Origin of the sequence: Candidatus Uabimicrobium helgolandensis, assembly GCF_041508025.1 — a bacterium.
GTDB lineage: Bacteria > Planctomycetota > Uabimicrobiia > Uabimicrobiales > Uabimicrobiaceae > Uabimicrobium > Uabimicrobium helgolandensis.
Map to the genome: position 1 here is coordinate 6701507 of NZ_CP165719.1, position 17697 is coordinate 6719203.

Genomic DNA, 17697 nt, shown 5'->3' on the forward strand with positions numbered 1-17697 from the left:
AACAAAGGGAAGCATAACTTTTTGGGGCAACATATGTTTTATAAAACAGAGCTATATTTTTTTAAAGTAGCTCTGGTATTTTCTACTCTTTCCTGTGGAAATTTTTTAGTAATACGGAATGTGTCAAGAAAAATGAGACACTAAAAAACAAATTCGTTAAAAAATTCTCCATCATAAGTGATAAGTATTGCGGCCATAAAGCATCTCCGCAACTTTTCGCTGAGTCAAAAATCTCGCCAGAAAATCTGTCAAGATTTTTGCTTTCATCGAAAAGCAGCTACGAACCTTTATTCTCAAAACAAGTAAATAATATTCGTTATTTTTTTCCTTCCCAATAAAAGCAAGGGAAGAAAAAAAACTATATAGAGTTTTGTTTGGGAGGATTAATCCAAACAGCATCAGGTACTAATTTAGGTATAGATATACCTTTTCTAAAACGTCCAGGATTTTGTAAGTATGCCTGAGAGAGAGTATCTTTTCTGATGTTATAAAAATGCTGAACTTGTCCATAGTGCACCATTTCAGGAGTAAAAAGAGCTATTCCAGTATGCCGATGTTCTTTGTTATACCACAGAAAAAATGTCCGACAAAAACTTCGCGCATCTTGTATAGAACCAAATCTCTCAGGAAAATCTGGTCGATACTTCAAAGTCTTAAATTGACTTTCACTAAAGGGGTTATCATTTGAAACGTAAGGTCTCGAATGTGTTTTTGTTATTCCTAAATCAGAGAGTAAAAGTGCAACATTTTTCGACCTCATTGAGGCTCCGCGATCAGCATGTATTGTAAGTTGTCCTTTAGGGATTTTTTGCTTTACCGTCGTTTCTTCAATTAAATCACTAGCTATTTTTTTACATTCTTTTTCGGCAATTGTCCAACCGACAACACAGCGACTATATACATCCAAAATTACATATAAATAAAAGTAGTTCCACTTTCTTGGACCTTTTAATTTACTGATGTCCCATGACCATAAGCAATTCGGAGCCGTAGCCAGTAGTTCTGGTTTTTCGTAATTACGATGCTGCCTTTGTTTTCTCCTTTCTTGCGAGCTCTCTTGATCGTGCAATAAACGATACATTGTTCTGTAAGAACATAGATATTTTCCTTCATCTAGCAATATCGCATAAACCTCTCGCGGCGACATGTCAACAAAACGCTCTGAGTTTAAAATTTCTAAAACATTTTCCTTTTCTTTTTTTGTTAGCGCATGGGGATAGCAACCCTTTTTCCTTATCTTTTTTCCTCCGTTTTTCCAACGATACCAACTTGCTCTTGCTATGCCAAAACTTTTACAAGCTTCTACTACTCCTATATCGTTCGCTAAAATAGCTACTGCTTTCATTATTTCGTATCGTTCTCTTCCTCTGACAGCTCTAGTATTTGGGATATTTTTTTTTGAGCTTCTATTATTAGCTCTGCTCGTTTTAATTTTCTTTCTAAAGCTTCTTTTTCTTTTTTCAATTTGGTTATTTCTGCTGAAGTGTCTATTTTTCTATCTGTTTTTTTCAACTTTGTTTGCTCCCATTTCCCCGATTCGTAATTGCCTCTCCACTTTTTTACTGCGGCATAATACAAGCCTTCTTTTCTCAAGAATGCTCCTATTTTACCTGTTCCGGCTAATGCATCCACTTTTTTTATTATCTCTTTTTTGTACTCTATTGTTCGCTTTCGTCTTGTAAGCTTTTTTTCTTGGAATTCGGGGTTTGGGATTTCTTCATTTTTTTGCGACACCTGTATTTTCCTTTTTCACCCTACTATTCTAAATTGATATTTTAAGGTGTCTCACTTATTATGGCACAGAGGGTATCTTGCCGTGTGAATTTGGTGACAGGCTCGCGCAAACCGAGAAAATATAAAAATACATCCATTGTTGTTTTTGGTAATGGAATAAAAAACTGCCAGACTCATTGTGATCTAAAACGCAATGATGTTTCGATATAGGTGAAATTTTGCAATTGTGGAATAAAAAACTGCCAGACTCCTGCCAGACCAATAGCAGAAAGTCATACTCTTTGTCTTCTACAAAAGTACAAAGAGTAAATTTCTCGAAAAAAAGACATATATTTATGGGAAAGCCATAACTTCAAGGCGAAACAAAAATTCATCTAAATCTGTTTTGATAGAGTGAACAATAGATTTTTTTTGACGTTGAAACAAAGAGTGCTTGAGTTTAGTAAGTTCAGAATAGGAAGAAACATAAAAAGAAGAAGAAGGCAAAGTAGCATGGTCAAAAGAAAGAGCAAAAGCAAGAGGTACGCCTGCTGAAAGTAAAAACAAATGCGAATTCTTTCGTCCTGTAGTTTTGCGATACAACTTCTTAAGTTTGAGATTAAAAGACTCTAAATCATTGTTAGTATTAGGTAAAAAAGAGTGCGACACATATGTAAAAAGTTTGGGTAACCATCTGTGGATATTTCTTTTAACATAAGAAATCCAAGTAACAACTAACTCGCGCTTATCAGTCAAAGAGAAAACATAGTCAGAAAGAGTTTTTTGAGCATTTTGCTCATTAAAATATTTTCGATTGAGAAGAGATGCTATTTTTCGAATAATAGAAAAAATTGTTTCGAGGCTTTCAACTTCTTCATTAAAAACAATTAGTTGAGATAAAGATTTCCAAAAGAAAGTAAGATTTTCCGAGCTATGAACCTGTAGAGTATTATGTAATGATTGCGATATTTTTTCCAACTTGCGATAGATATTAACACCAGCTGTTTTAAGTGGATAGCGAGCCTTTGATCTGAGAATAGTTGAAATTGCTAAAAAATATTGCTTCTCCAGTAAAGTATTATTTTTATTTGTACTCTCTAGTTTAAAATCGTTAGCTCTTTTTCTTAACTCTACTAGTGTTGATAGAATTTTTTTTTAACTTACCATCTTCTTTTTTTATTTTTTTCCCGAGCTGCTTTAAAAAATGAAATTGGCAAAGTTGATGAGGAACTTCTGGTAATGATTCTTCTATTGCTCTTCTCAAACAAGAATCATTGTCACTCACAACTCCTAGAATACGGAAGTTTTCATTTTTAACTTCTTCTATTAACTTTTTTATTTCTTCTACGTTTATGTAGTCTAACATTTTAGAAGCTAGAACATACCCTGTTTGAACTTCTCGAATAATAAAAAGTATATCACTGCCTATATCTGGTTTTATACCGTCTATCGCAAGTACTAAACCTTTTAGCTTCTTTAGCGACCGCCATTCTTTACTTTGTAAGTCTATCACCCATTTAACTGAGTCTGACACTAATGCAATTTCAAGTTTTTTCTAAGTCTATCACCCATTTAACTGAGTCTGACACAAGAATTGAAAAATTTGGTTCGCATCCACTACATCTTGCGTAAAAAAGGTCTGACACCCTTATAAAAAAAAATGGAAAAAGTAGATATAGGAAAAATAATCAGACAAGGTCGAGTAAGTAAAGGGATTTCGCAACGAGAATTAGCAGAGGAATTTAATATTACTGTTGCTGCGATATCCTCATGGGAAAGAAATATAACAACACCACAGGCACAGATGTTGATTTATTTGGCAGAAAAACTTGAAATTGTAGATGAATTATTTGGAAGAACTTCGAAAAAAGAGGATAAGATACAACAAATTTTAGATATTGTTTCTAAAATTGATAAGAAAATAGATGTCTAATCTCTAAACATAAAAATCCAAAAGCATACAACTTTACATGTGATTTTTTATGTTATTTCCTAAGTTGTCGAACAAGGCGATACAATAAGAAATAAAACTTTCGATAACTAAAAAAAGGAGAAAAGATGCGTGCTCCGAGATTAATTTATGTTGGTGGAGTGTATCATATTGTCGCACGATGCAATAATCGCCAATATTTTTTCAATGACAACGAGGACTTTGATCTCTATCTAACAATGCTAAATAAAGCGCGAGATAAGTACGGTGTAAGTATTCATGGATTTTGTATGACAAATAACCATATCCATTTGATTTTAGGCACGCCAGACAATAAAAACCTATCTCTTTTTATGCAGTACAGCCAAGGTCATTTTGCAAAAGCATACAACAAAAAGTACAAAAAAACGGGACACTTTTGGACAGGAAGATACCATTCAACTATCATAGAATCAGAAGAGTATTACATGAATTGCCTTTTTTACGTCGAACTAAATATGACGCGCAATGGTGTAACTAAACATCCTAAAGAGTGGCGATACTCTAGCTACGGACAGCATGCTTATGGAAAAGGTATTTTCAAAATAGATTACCACGATCAATATTTACAGTTAGGTTCTTCACCAAAGCAAAGGCAAAAAAAATACCGCCAAATAATGCAATCAGCAATGAAAGAAAAAGGCTTACTGAAAAAACAACAGCCACTCACTTATGGCATTATATACGGTTCAAAGCAATTTGTACAAAATATTATTCAGAAGCATGCCAATCATAAGTACTATGAAAAACGCAAAAATTACAAAACGCAAGAAAAAGAAATATACACTCTGAGAAAAGCCAAAGCCAATATCGATAGTAGTTAGGGAGTCATTCTACTGCAACCTAAAGTAAAATAGCTATGAAAATTTATAATGCTCAAAGTCTGTTTACAACTCTTCAATGTGCCATTTTGTGCACACAATTCTCTTTATAATTGAATTTTTATTCAATTACTATTTTCTCTGTTATTCTCTTTTTCTTGAATTCCATAAATTATCAAACAACAAAACCTTCATTTTTTTTGTATAAGTTTATCTCTGCGATAAAGGTCTGTCCCTCTTTTCAATTTTTTAATTTTTTCAATTTAAGGTCTGTCCCTCTTTTCAATTTTTCAATTTGAAGGTCTGTCCCTCTTTTCAATTTGTTTTGGACCTTCAGAAGCCAACAAGAATTTCAAAGAAACTATTGTGTAAGTCCTCCTATATCTCAAGGTCTGTCCCTCTTTTCAATACAATTATTCTTTATCTCAAGGTCTGTCCCTCTTTTCAATACAATTATTCTTTATTTGTTTTTTTATATAACATTTTCTATTTTGACTTTTACTCTTTTTGAGTGCAAATTTTCTGATTCTATATCCCAATTTTTATCCCACTGAAGTCTGTTTTTATAATAATCAGCAACTGCATCTATATAGACAATTATGGGTTTGCCTTCTATATCGTTTCTAGAAAACGAATTCGTAATTTTGAATTTACTTATTCCGTTTTATTGTGAATTATACAAAAAACTTAAAATGAATGGAGAATTTATTTTTTGCAACAGCATCCCCCAATTTACGGATAAAAAATATATCTATTTTCTAAATGAAAAGGATAGTAAGCAATAAACCTTATAACCCTTTTTTTTCTTATTGTGTAGCGATACTCATACACAAAAACAAAGTAATACGTTTTCCAAGGTTCTTCAATATGACGGTGAGTCTCATAAATGCTGAAATGAGAAAATGCAAAATCAAAGTTAATGTTGCCAAAATTTTTCTCATAAGCACGTGCCCATTTAGATAATCTGGTATAAGTAGACTTGTATCCTAAATAAGAAAACATAAAAAAAAACAATACTAAAGTCACAATGATAAAAATGAATGGAATATATCTATATTTATTTTTCTTCATTTGTGTATTTTCTCCAGATAAAACCTATGAAAAATTGACTTTACTTACTCTAGTCGAACTTCTATGTTGGTAGATCTGAGCAACAAGATCGAAAATGAATCTTTGATAATAGAAGTTACGCAGTTCTTTGACAACTAGAAAAATAAAGAGATTGAAAAACAAAATTTAAGCAAAGGTCAGCTTTGCCTAAGCCAGAAGAGATCAAAGATGCGCTAGATTTAGAGAAATCAAAGAGCCAAAATCGCTTTTTCTCAATATCAGAGAAAATAGAAAGCCTTGAGAGAAGTAATTTCTTTTCACCAATAGAAGAAGCGACTTTTTCTTGAAATTGTAACTCAGGTAATAACTCAAGAGAAACAAAAGTAAAAAGAGATATTATCTATCTAACAGCATTTTACGAAATTAATTATTTCAACTACTTTTGGTAATAGCAATTCAATTGTCTACTACTTTGGCAATTGAATCCTCTACAATATAAAAAAAATTTTCAACCACTCCTTCGGGAACCAATAAGATACGAAATGGTATGTAGAGATATCTACATACCATTTACGGTAAGAAGTTGTGAAATTTTGAACTGCCGTTTCCAACTTTGCAGAAGATCGAAATCGCCAGATGACACTATATTGCAATGTTGTTTTCGGTATTTTTAGAGAAATATCCACTTTATTAAAGATTGAAAAACCAGGTCCTGTGGGCCTGGTAATAAACAGAAGGCTATGCCTTTAAACTGCTCAAATGCTAAACTCTAAATCAAGTTGTCCCCACAACGATGATAAAGGAGTAACAGATGAGTAGATTTAGGATGTTATCACAAGTGATTTGGCATTGCCAATATCACATAGTATTTACGCCCAAATACCGATACAGTATGTTGACAGGTAAATAGCAAATGAAGTGAATCAATGCATTAGACTGTATTCAAAAAAATTGGACTGTGGAATAGTAGAACTAAATATTCAAAAAGATCACGTACGCTTTCTAGTAATGATACCTCCAAAAGTATCTATATCTCAATATATGGGAACAATAAAAGTGAAAGCTACAATACGAGTGTTTAATGAATTTCCTAAGTTAAAACAAAAACCGTATTGGGAATCATTTTTGGGCAAAAGGATATTGTGTTGATACGATAGGATTCCAGAAAAAATACGAAAATATGTAAAGTACCAAGGCCAACAAGAAAAACAATCCCAATAGAATTAACCTAATATTTGGAGATAATAGCCCCTAAAAGGGGCGACTAAAATTTTTGGTTTTTGAGTACTACACTTTTTTATCGTTACATTAGTCAAATATAAAACTAAAAATCTACATTAGTCGGATGAACCTTACTTAGTTTGTTCATGTGTCCATAGTAGTGGGAAAAGTGTTTTTGTAATTTCACGAGTAATAGGGTCATATAAGCAGAATGGATCCGTTTGCCAAGGATATAGAAAATATGGTTGATACCCCGCTTTCCATCCATATTCGTTGTAAACATCGAGGTCCATGTCAGGGCAAGGCTGTTTTTTGTCTGAAATGTGAAATATCTCAATTTCTTTAAATTGTTTAGTTGGTGTGATTTTTCCACGCATTCCTGACCACTCAACACTAGTTACAGCAAGATAAGCTATATAATCTACTTCTAATTCCTCATTTTTAGATTTACCAGTTATTTCAAGGTGCAATGATTCATGAATGAATGTATACACAATTTTCCACCTAGTTGTGAAATATCTTAAATTTCGTTCCGTCCATATTCTTTGCTTTTGTACCAAAGTCATAGAATCTTTCTCAGGCTTGTTCTTAGGTCCAATCATTCCTCCATTTCGAAGCGCGTTGGTTGGAAAAGTTCCATCATTTAAATTCAACATTACTTCATCTGAATCTCTATGCCCGTACGTCTTATCATCTCTATGACCAAATAGTTTAAAATCAGTTTCTCCAGTAACTATATCAAATAATACCTTTTTTGCTATTCCTAATACCACTTGCCCTTGCATTGATTGTCCCCAAGAAGTTTGACTTATCCGGGTAATTGATTGCATTAAGTGATTTATTACCATTGATTTAGTAACTACATCTGTAATTTCCACATCATCAGTTCCTAATGGATCTGAAAACTTATATGGATTATTAGCAAAAGCTTCATAAAGCCCATAAGAATCGATATACCCCAAAGGATCACGTTGGATAAATCGACCAAGTTTCTGATTATAATACCTATTACGGTAGTACATCAACGAAGTTTCTTCGTCAAATCGTCGTCCTTGGAAGCCATAAACGATCTCTTCAAAATCAGCAAACTCTTCCAAATCATTATCGGAATTCACCACAAAGATCTCGCCGTAGGTTGTCAACTCAAAACGAAATACAACATTACCACCAATATCGGTAATCGCAGTAGTATCACCGCGATGGTTTTGATGAAAATATCTTTCTTCGGAAATATCGCTACCAGTCTCATCGTATATCGCCATCTGCAAATGTTCGTCGATCCCAAGACCGTCTACAAACTGCCGTGTTACAACTTCGTCTCCAAACGCTTGCCCAGTTTCACGCTGTTGTTCGCGTTCTTCAACCACACGCCAACCACTATAGAAAAATGAGCGACGCACATCTTTGTTAATTATACCACCTGGAGCGCATCCGACGCGGGCAATATTTGAAATTCTTGTTTCTTCTAAGTTGCCTACGAAGTTACCTCTTCCAAGAAAGGTTCTTACTGTCGGATCGATTACGACGTTTCCAGTGAGAGGTTTTTCGGCTAAGAGATTGCCGTTTACAAAGATTTTTACACTTTGTCCGTCATAAACTCCAGCAATATGAATCCATGTAGATAGCGGTATGGCAACATTTCCTCTTACCCTCGTAGTGACAGGCTGGTTTGCGCCGTCCAAGGTATGGATAACAAACACAGGCTTTAGCCTACTGCCGTTTATTTTAAGGTTAAAACTGCCTTTGCGTCTTACTAAAGGACTACCTAAGTTTTCAATGTCATTTGCGTCTACAAATACAAACGTTTCCACGGTCAACTGATCTTGAATGTTATCAAGAGAAGCTGATAATGGCATCCGTAAACGCTCTCCGTTGAAACTCAGAGAGCGAGTGTTAAATAGTCCGTCTTCTCTCGTGGTGTTTCTTGGATTCGTAATATCATTACCGTTGCCTGAGCTGTCTATTATCGGGCCATTTTCATTATTGTAGCGGTAAAGTGCTAAGGTATTTGCATCTGCTACGGCTTCACCTTGTGAGGTGTCGCAGGTTGTTAACTCTTGACTTGTAAACTCCTTTGTTGTGCGGCGGTTGGCGAAGTCATATTTATAAGTTGCGATAACTTCGTTGTTCGCTTTGTTGTTGATTTGTGTGATGCGGTTTAGCGCGTCATAAGTGAAAAGTCTTTGACCGTCGTCGGTCATGTTTCCGTTGTCATCGTGAACAAAGGCTACACCGCCAAATGCGTCGTATTCGTTGACTTCATTTACAGTTTGGGTTTTTTCTTCTCCATCAATGGTTGTTTTCGCCCAGTTGCCTACACCGTCTAATTGCCAACTTTGACTTTGCGAGGTGTTCCCCAGGGTTTCATCTTCTTTTATTCGAGCACGTTTGAAATCTACTACGCGATACAGCGAATCTAATTCATATGTTTCACTAAATCTATTGCGGCGTAGGTTCTTCTTTTGGGTTTTGAAATTAACTCTATTATACTGATATTCGTACTCTTGGATGCGTTTTCCGTTTGGGCGGAGGTGACGCATTTGTGTTAAGCGCGGTAAATTGTCATATCCAACGTTACTATCGCCTTCGTCATTTAGAGTAGTGAATTTAGTACCGTTTTTATAGAGTCTTTCGATAACGCGCGCTCCGATGTAGTCGTAGCTTGCGATCGCGGTTGTTGATGCGGCATCTTTGATTTCGCCTACGCGATTTATTTTGTCGTAGGTGTATTCGATTACGCGCTCGTTTGGATAGGTGCAATTTGCTAGATCTGCGCTTTCACGCCAGTTCATTGAAATTACTTTACCGTTTTGTTGTTCTTCTACTAAGCGGCTTAACGAATCGTAATTTCTTGTTACTGTAGTGTTATCTTGCGCGTCGTTTGGATCGTTGTTGTCAACCGCCAAAGTTAAGCGCGACAGTCCATCGTACTCGTAGGTTTGTTGAGTTGTACCTTCGATGTTTGTGGCACGGGTTATGTTTTTTGTTGTGGTGCGGTGAATACCGTCAAATATGTAGTCGCAGACACTGCCGTTATTGTCGGTGGTGCGAATTATATTACTGTCTTTGTCATATTCTACAGTGGTTTCACGGGTATCGGCGTAGACTGTTTTTGTAAGACGATTCAGGTTATCGAATTCGTACGTTGTGGTATTTCCGTTATCATCAGAAACGTTTATTACCCTTGAATTTTGATCATAGGTGGTGAATTCGGTTATCTTGCCGTCGATATTGGACGGGTTTGATAAATCTAATGGGTTGCCCCCTTCGCCGTCTACACGTAGTTCACGAGTACTTTCGAAAGACCTCGAAAGACCATCGTATTTCGTTTCGGAAGTATTGCCTTCGCTGTTGATGTTACCTGCAAATAATCCTAGTGGATCAGCTATTTCTGCTCCTTGAGCATCGGCGGTGCGGATTAAGAGATCTCGACTGGAGTAAGTAAAGTAGCTGGTTTGTCCGATGTTATCAGTGGTTCTCTGTACGCGGTTTAGCGCATCGAAAACGTTGATTGTCTCGAAGGTTTCGCTGGCTATTCTTCCTGCGGGGTTAACATCGGTTCTTGTTATGCGAATTGGATTATTGTTATTGTCATATACTATATTTTGTTCGTTGTTTTCAGCGTCAATCACTCGGATTCGTCTTTGAGCTCCATCATATTCAAACGAACTTGTTTCTCTGGCACCTTGCGGACTTGGACTTGTGGTAAATGTCACTCTTGAGTTGCGATCATAATCCACGAAAGCAGTTACTTTGCCATCATTTGGATTGGCATCGTTGTCGTTTAGAACTACTGGTCTTACGGTGCTTACTCCGTTTGCTACAAATAAATGAGTGTCGGTTTGGAACACACGCGCGATTTCGTCGTACAGCATTTCACTTTTGGCGATTAGAACATTACCAGCGGTGCTGTTCGTAGTACGACTTGCTCCACCTATCGGGCCAAATGTTTCAGCTAAAATTGCGTTGCTATCTGGATCATAAGTTACGATCGATTCATTCCCAACAGCATCAATGGTGCGTTTTACACGGTCAAACCCATCAAAAATTATCGTAGTTACTTCTCCTGAACCATCACCGTTATTATCTTCAGCATCGATCGTTGTTGTTATGTTTCCGTTGTTATCGACGTTGAAAGTAAAAGTACGCTCGTCAGCTGATCCAGCACCAGAAGTTTTTGTAAATACGAGGTCTCTTTCATCTAAAACACAGGAAACTGTGTTGTTTTCCTGATTACCATTTACTGATTCAGGAGATTTGGTGAGTATTATATTCTCGTTGGCGTCCCGAAAGATTTGAGTTGTAATTACCTCTGAATTACTTACGGTTTGTTGTATTTCAATTGGATTATTTAAAATATCATATTTTACTATCGACGGAAGAAAATTTGGCAAATCGGGGTTGTTGTCATCGCGAATTTCTACTTGCGTTTCTATCACGTTGTTGTTGGCGTCGTAAAGAATTCTTGACTTGTACGCAAAATTTACTAAATTTTGTTCTGTTGATCCCGAAACATCGGCAGCCCTTGTGGCTTCTACTAATTGATTTAACTGGTTGAAGACCATAGTGTGCTTAATACCGCGACCGTCAATTATCGAGGTGCGATTTCCTACACGGTCGTAGCCAAACTGCGTTTTTATCTGCGTCGGAGCTGAGTTTCCGCGATAGCGCGTGCTGTGTGAATCGTCGGTTATCATTTCCTTTAGATATCCACCGGTTTGGGTGTCGAAAGGCTTGTTATCGTTGTTGTTTCCGGTTAGGATATTTGCTCCATCACCATCGGGGTCTCCTTCGGTAAAATAACTAAACGTCGTTACTTCACCTTCAGGTGTTTCCGTGAATACATATTGACCGAATTTATTGTAGGCCATACGCGATTCGATTATTTGAATTGTGCTGCCTTCTACTCCAGATTGCAGTGATCCACTTAAAAGATTTACATTTGGTTGGCGTACAACTATAGTGTTACCACATATGTTATCTACGCGACCATCGCCATTTAAATCGCCAGAATTGATTCGATCTTGTACCGAACTAATATCTACTCCGAATTTATCTATAAGGTCTTGTAGAGTGAATCCACATGCACAGCCCGTAGTATCAAGGTCTGCTTCAAAGTAATCTGGAATTGATTCTGTTGTGTATCTTCCTTCAGCGTTTGCTCCACCATTTTGTGGTTGGTACTGCGGATCTAATTCTCTTGGAGATCTTACGCGTAAGATTTTGTTGTAAACTGGCTCGTATTCGTAGTCTACACGAATAAATTGTTGGTCACCACCTCTTGCTGCGTCGGGTGTTTTTATTACTGTTAATAGATTTCCTTTTTGGAATTGATCTTGCGAGCCATCATTGTACACAAATTGAACGGAGTTACCTTCTGGCATTGTTATTTTTGTATTTAGCTGTATGTCATTGTATTCGTAAAGAGTGATAAAAGACGCAGGATCTCCAGGACGAATTCCTCTCGTTTTTTCTTCTTTCTTTAAAAGTAACCCTTCGTTGTTGTATGAAAACACAGTTTCATTCCCATTACGATCAATTACTGTTGTTTGTTCTTTGATCTCAGTATTGTCTTGTGGGTTTGGGTTTATTATTTGTTTTGCGTAGGTAATTGTTCCACCGACTGCCACACCACTATCGTTTGTTCCGCCCCACTGCTGTGTTAGAATTTCATCGTTTGCGTTGAAAGTATTGATAACTCTTGCAGGACCGTTGTTTGCTACTTCGTTTGGAAAAGTTGCTGTTAACATGTTGTTGTTTAACTTCTCGTCATTAAAACCTTCAGAGTAAGTAAATTCACATGTTTTGCCATTCGGAAAATCATTAAAACCTATTCCTGTGACCGCTGGAGTTGTAATACTAATTAAATTATTGTTGTCATCGTATACAAAATTGACTTCTCTTTGAATAAAGTCTTTGATCTGAGTTATGTGACCTCTGTCATCTGTTGTGTAATCAATTCTACGTGAGAGACTGTCTAACGAAAACTCAATTACTCCTTCGTTGGTGTAAGAGTGAGTAATTTTGTTACCACAAGGTGTTGTTATTGATTCGAGTAAACCTTCTTTCGCTGATCCGTCTATTGGGAAGAAGCGATAAATCATACCGTCTCTTTCGCGCAACAATACAAAACTGTCGTCGTCCTCTATCATTCTCTTAAAATGGAAATCAGGAGATACAAACTCGCTGTTTACAACTTCATATTGATCTCCGCGCAACCGACCACTGTAGAGTACAACCGAGCCATCTTGTTGTGGTACTATTCTTCGCGAGTGATTATCAGACCAGTTGTTTCCAAAACGTCCTTCAAATTGAACGCGTGAACGATATGTTAATTGAAATTCAAAGTCTAAACCTCTACCTGCTATATCCAGTACACTTGTACCCATAATGTAATCAAGTGAGTTCAGAATAATTGGATCTCCAGCGTTGGCATCTGTACCTGTAAGATTTACAGTTGCTGATGTTCCAGCCGTAAAACATTTACAAGTACTACATCCACAATTTGCTGAATTTCCTGTTTTATTCATTGCGTTTGTTACACAACTTGGGTTATTCACTGCTGGATTGTGGTATGGATGTTCTGTTGTCACAACACTACCATCATTTTCTTTTACTTCGCGGTCAAGTCCACCGCCTTGATTTTGATTTTCTCTATAGCAATTAAAAGTTGGGTTTGTTGTTGTTTGACCAAACATCGCAATAATGTTACCAATATCATTGATATCTATTGCTATTCCACCTGTTGTTGCTTCTTGCGGATTTGCAATTGTTTCTACTGGTAAGAATGCATCGTTTTCAAAGTTTCTGGCGTTAATCACTTCTACACCGTTATTAACCGCCACTGAGACCGCGACACCTTCATTTTGTTCGTTTACTGTGAAACTTTCGATAAACTCATTATTTCCACCAGGAACTAATATTTCTTCCGAAACTCTTTGTCCGCTTTGGATAGTAATTGCGTTAAAATCTCCTGTCGCAATATCAAAGTTTATTGCAAGATATCTTTCTGTTCCTATGTTTTGTAATTCAGCACCTACAGTACTTGATCCATTGTTGGCATCTACGATAATTGGTGTCGTGAAAATAGTAAGTTTTGAGCTAAAGAATGTATGAAAAAGTCCATCTGTTCCTTGTTGACCAAAAATAATCGCTTGCCCATCTTGTGATAAACGGTAAGTTAGTACTGATCCGACTCCTGTATCAATAGGAAAACCAACCCACGTTGCTCCACCATCAAAAGATACTTGCGCTTGTAAACGATCATTACCACTTGCGTCCTTTTGCTTGAACACAGCTGATATTGATCCATCACCACTATCCTCAAAGTTGACATTAAAGGAAGAAAGCAGGTCAAGATTCACATCTCCAATCGGAGACGACTCTTGCCAATTTGCAGGATCGCCAATTGGACCAAATGCTGCAAACAATTGATCTTTACCTGAATTGCTGTCAAACTTTTTATATATCGCAACACCGTTGCCAGCGTCAGTTACCAAGAAATTCTTTACTTCTATGTCACCACTCATTGTTGGAATGTCACCTTGAGGGACAAAGCTGCCATTTTGAAATTGGAATAACGAAGCAATATTTGAACCTTGAACGACAGCGGTTATTTCTCCTGAGCTGCTTTTATTTGAGAATACACTAGCATTTGTTATTGGTGACAAAAGGTTAAAATTACCAAAGTTTGTTCCGTCAAAAATAACAAAGCCAGCACTACCACTTTGCTCGACTGTCGCAACTGCGGTAGTGTCTCCAGTAAACAAGACTTGTTTTTTCTGGATATCTGGTGTTGCAAAGGCTTGGGTTTCGCCTTTCCACTCTTTTTGTGCAAATGCTGGTGCCGTAAACAGCAACATTACCCAAAACAATGCTAAATATTTATTCACTATTGTTCCTCTCTAATTGCGTTTTTATTATCTCTGTCTGCTTTTTCTTTAAACCTACAGAACAATGTTGGGGATTTTCTTTTATAAATTTGGTTAGGTTTTGTAAATTTTTCGTGAGTTGCGATTGATTTCTTTTATAGCGCTTTTTCAAAGTAATAAGCTACTTTTATTATTTGGATCTACTTCAAAGTAGCCAATGGCTTTTTTTCACTACCTTTGCACATATTAATAATAAAAGTATCGCTAGTGCTATTTTTCTCAAACGATATTTTCGTTAAATGAGTATCTATAGATAGATACTCCCTAGAGTGAAAAAACGGCAATAAATAATATTTTTGCAACAAAATCAAATTGAAAAATTTATCCACTATATTTTATCATAAGCTTCGCCAAAACAGGTTTTGGCAAGGTATCCCTTACAATTACATAAGTTAAATTCTTCAGAATATTTCGAAAGCAAAACGACATTTTAGCGTTTTAAATCATAATCTTTAGCGTTATCAAAATATTTTATTTTTAGAAAATCAAATATTATAAGAGATATAGCCCGATCGGTTTTGTTACTGGAAACACTAATTTTCTTAGTCGAATGAGATTGGCTTTGTAGTGGGATGTCTAAATGGAGGAGTTGAGTTTTTCTCAACGAGTGGCATGTGGTCAGACCTAAGAGAAGAAACACTTGTTCTTATCGAAGAAGTTAAATCCACAATAAGAACAAGGTATGTGTTTCTATTTCAACTGTAGTACAGTAACAGACCACGGTTTTACAGTGTAATTTCCTGCAACAGTTGTTTCTCCTTGTGGCCAGATATTGGAATGTACTTCAGCCCAGTGAGCTGTATCAATGATGCGTTGCCATTTACGCTCTTTTATTTGTGGAATTGTAAAATCAACTTTTTCGCGCCACATATTGATAAGCAGTAAAAAATGGGTGTCATTTTCGCCATCGATATGTATGCGTATCGCACGATCATATCCTTGTAAATCACCACCAGTGGCTTTCGTAAAACGATAAGGCACTAGATAATTTTCTTGGCGTAAAATATGGTGTTTTTTTCTTAAATGAACGAGTTCTTTTACAAAAAGAAAAATATTATTCTTATTGTCTTTGAGACTATCAGTGCCAAAATTATCAGTATAAACTATTTGCGATTGAACGTGCGGCGTGTCACTATTTATCATACGATAGTTATTCCAGGTCGCGATAGAATCAATATTATAAGGATTGTTATTGCCGTTTTGGGTCCGAGCAAACTCATCTCCCCATACCGACATTGGAACTCCACGCGAAAACATTTGGATTGTCCACAAATTGCGCAGCTGTTGGCGGCGAATATTTTTATCTCCTCCGCAATCCCAAGCATCATTGCTATCATTTCCACCGTCGGAAGGTCCAAACGGCCAAGGATTTTTGTTATTTTTTTGATTATAGGAAACAAGATCCATTAAAGTAAATCCATCATGAGCAACAATAAAGTTGACACTTTTGTGTGGGCCACCTTGGTCAGCATATAGCGAGTAACTACCGTTCACGTAATCAGCAAAGCCTGTACTTGCACCATCGCCTTTTATAAAACGGCGTACAGCATCTCGATATTGGCCATTCCATTCGCACCAACCGTGAGGGAATTGTCCTACTTGGTAACCTCCTGGCCAAGAAACATCCCAAGCTTCAGCAACCATCTTTGCGCCTGTTTGCTGCTGTAACTTGATAATTTCTTTTAGAAATGGTGCGTCGCGATTAAAATCAAAATTTGGTAGAATGTCTCTTCCTAAAACTGTTGCAAGATCGAACCGAAAACCATCGACTCCTATTTCTTCGATCCAATAACGCAGAGAATCAAGAATTAATTTCTTAACAACTGGTTGTGCGCAATTGAGATTATTACCACATCCAGTAGAATCCCAGTATTTGTTAGGAACACCCGAAGGAATAGCATAATAACTGGCATTATCTATCCCTCGAAAAAACAAAATATCAGCAGTATCACCGCTGGCATCCCAAGTACCGCCTTCTCCAGAGTGGTTATATACAACATCGAGATACACTTCAATGCCTTCGCGATGAAAAGCAGCGACCATTTCTTTGAACTCTCGCGTTGGCCCTCCTGGTGATTTATCGTAAGCATAACGGCGGTCAGGAGCAAAATAGCCATAAGTGGCATATCCCCAATAGTTACCGCCAGGATTGTCGTCAGGATTGCCATCATTGTCTGTTTCGTGAACCGGAAGAAGTTCAATGGTGTTAAAGCCAAGTGCTTTTAGGTATTTTGCAAAATAGCCTGCTCCCTTGTATGTTCCAAGGTAGTCTTTTGGCACATTTACCACATTTTCAAAGCCGTTTATTCCAGCAACAATATCTTTTAAATACATTGCAGAACTATGTTTTGTTATACCGCGAACGTGAGCTTCATAAATAATAGCGTCTTTTTGAGCGAGATTCGGCTTGTTATGGGTATTGTTGTTTTCTTTAAAAAGTATACTTTTTGGGGCCCATTTTCCCGTGTCTATATTTCTACGTGGTTGCCCTTTAAAACTGCCTGAGCCAGAAGCAAATATCTCCGTTTTTATTTTCAAACTTGATTTATCATGAGATAGTTCGCGCGCATAAGGATCAAAAACAACTTTGTTAGGGTTGAAGCGGTTTGCATTTTTATCCACATCACTAATAAAACCTTGTGAACTGTCACCACGCCGCCACTCTTTGCTATATTTCCAATTAGGTCCCCACAAACGAAACCCATAAAAAATGACTCTATCAACATCCTTAAGCCGTATTTGCCATACGTTTTCTGTATTTTTGTGTAACCAATAATCATATTTTATGTTTTCTTTGTCGTAAATCTCTAAAAGAACGCGCGATGCATTTTTTGAGTACAACGAAAAAGTAGCGTCATTTCCCAAGAAATGACTCCCTAATTCTGCAGATGTAATCACTTGTGAAGAATAAGGACCGCTTTGTGGGTGTTGAAAACCTACTTCGCTTACAGTCCAAGATACCAAAACGCAGAATAAAAATATAATTCGCATT

At 36.7% G+C, this 17697-nt stretch carries 10 protein-coding genes; 3 read left to right on the forward strand and 7 right to left on the reverse strand.

The annotated features are described in order from the left end of the window. Nucleotides 1-358 precede the first annotated feature (358 nt). From UABHE_RS24930 to UABHE_RS24945, 4 genes are all read right to left on the reverse strand, one after another. Nucleotides 359-1432 (reverse strand): IS3 family transposase, encoded by a 1074-nt coding sequence (locus UABHE_RS24930; RefSeq protein WP_372371676.1) that lies wholly within the window; start codon nucleotides 1430-1432, stop codon nucleotides 359-361. After that, entirely contained in the window at nucleotides 1345-1734 is a 390-nt protein-coding gene (locus UABHE_RS24935; protein WP_372366022.1) for a hypothetical protein, read from the reverse strand. Before UABHE_RS24935 ends, UABHE_RS24930 begins: the two co-directional genes overlap by 88 nt. Nucleotides 1735-2067: 333 nt before the next feature. Then, entirely contained in the window at nucleotides 2068-2691 is a 624-nt protein-coding gene (locus UABHE_RS24940) for a hypothetical protein (protein WP_372366023.1), read from the reverse strand. Between the two features lie 133 nt (nucleotides 2692-2824). After that, nucleotides 2825-3247 (reverse strand): transposase, encoded by a 423-nt coding sequence (locus UABHE_RS24945; protein WP_372366024.1) that lies wholly within the window; start codon nucleotides 3245-3247, stop codon nucleotides 2825-2827. Between the two features lie 126 nt (nucleotides 3248-3373). Here UABHE_RS24945 and UABHE_RS24950 point away from each other — a divergent pair, with 126 nt between their 5' ends. Further along, nucleotides 3374-3646, forward strand: coding sequence for a helix-turn-helix domain-containing protein (locus tag UABHE_RS24950; RefSeq protein ID WP_372366025.1), 273 nt, complete (start codon nucleotides 3374-3376; stop codon nucleotides 3644-3646). 125 nt (nucleotides 3647-3771) lie between these two features. Further along, the gene (locus UABHE_RS24955; RefSeq protein ID WP_372366026.1) at nucleotides 3772-4506 is read left to right on the forward strand and encodes a transposase; all 735 of its coding nucleotides are present in this window, start codon (nucleotides 3772-3774) and stop codon (nucleotides 4504-4506) included. Between the two features lie 729 nt (nucleotides 4507-5235). Here UABHE_RS24955 and UABHE_RS24960 read toward each other — a convergent pair. After that, a complete protein-coding gene (locus UABHE_RS24960; protein ID WP_372366027.1) occupies nucleotides 5236-5574 on the reverse strand; it encodes a hypothetical protein in 339 nt (112 codons plus the stop codon). A gap of 897 nt (nucleotides 5575-6471) precedes the next feature. Between UABHE_RS24960 and UABHE_RS24965 the strand changes: the two genes are divergently transcribed. Beyond that, nucleotides 6472-6702 carry a transposase gene (locus UABHE_RS24965; RefSeq protein ID WP_372366028.1) on the forward strand — a complete coding sequence of 77 codons (231 nt, stop codon included), beginning with the start codon at nucleotides 6472-6474 and terminating at the stop codon, nucleotides 6700-6702. A gap of 203 nt (nucleotides 6703-6905) precedes the next feature. Here UABHE_RS24965 and UABHE_RS24970 read toward each other — a convergent pair whose 3' ends face one another. Both UABHE_RS24970 and UABHE_RS24975 read right to left on the reverse strand, forming a co-directional pair. Beyond that, nucleotides 6906-14666 (reverse strand): RHS repeat-associated core domain-containing protein, encoded by a 7761-nt coding sequence (locus UABHE_RS24970; RefSeq protein WP_372366029.1) that lies wholly within the window; start codon nucleotides 14664-14666, stop codon nucleotides 6906-6908. Between the two features lie 729 nt (nucleotides 14667-15395). Continuing rightward, nucleotides 15396-17696 carry a glycogen-debranching protein gene (locus tag UABHE_RS24975; protein ID WP_372366030.1) on the reverse strand — a complete coding sequence of 767 codons (2301 nt, stop codon included), beginning with the start codon at nucleotides 17694-17696 and terminating at the stop codon, nucleotides 15396-15398. Nucleotide 17697 lies beyond the last annotated feature (1 nt).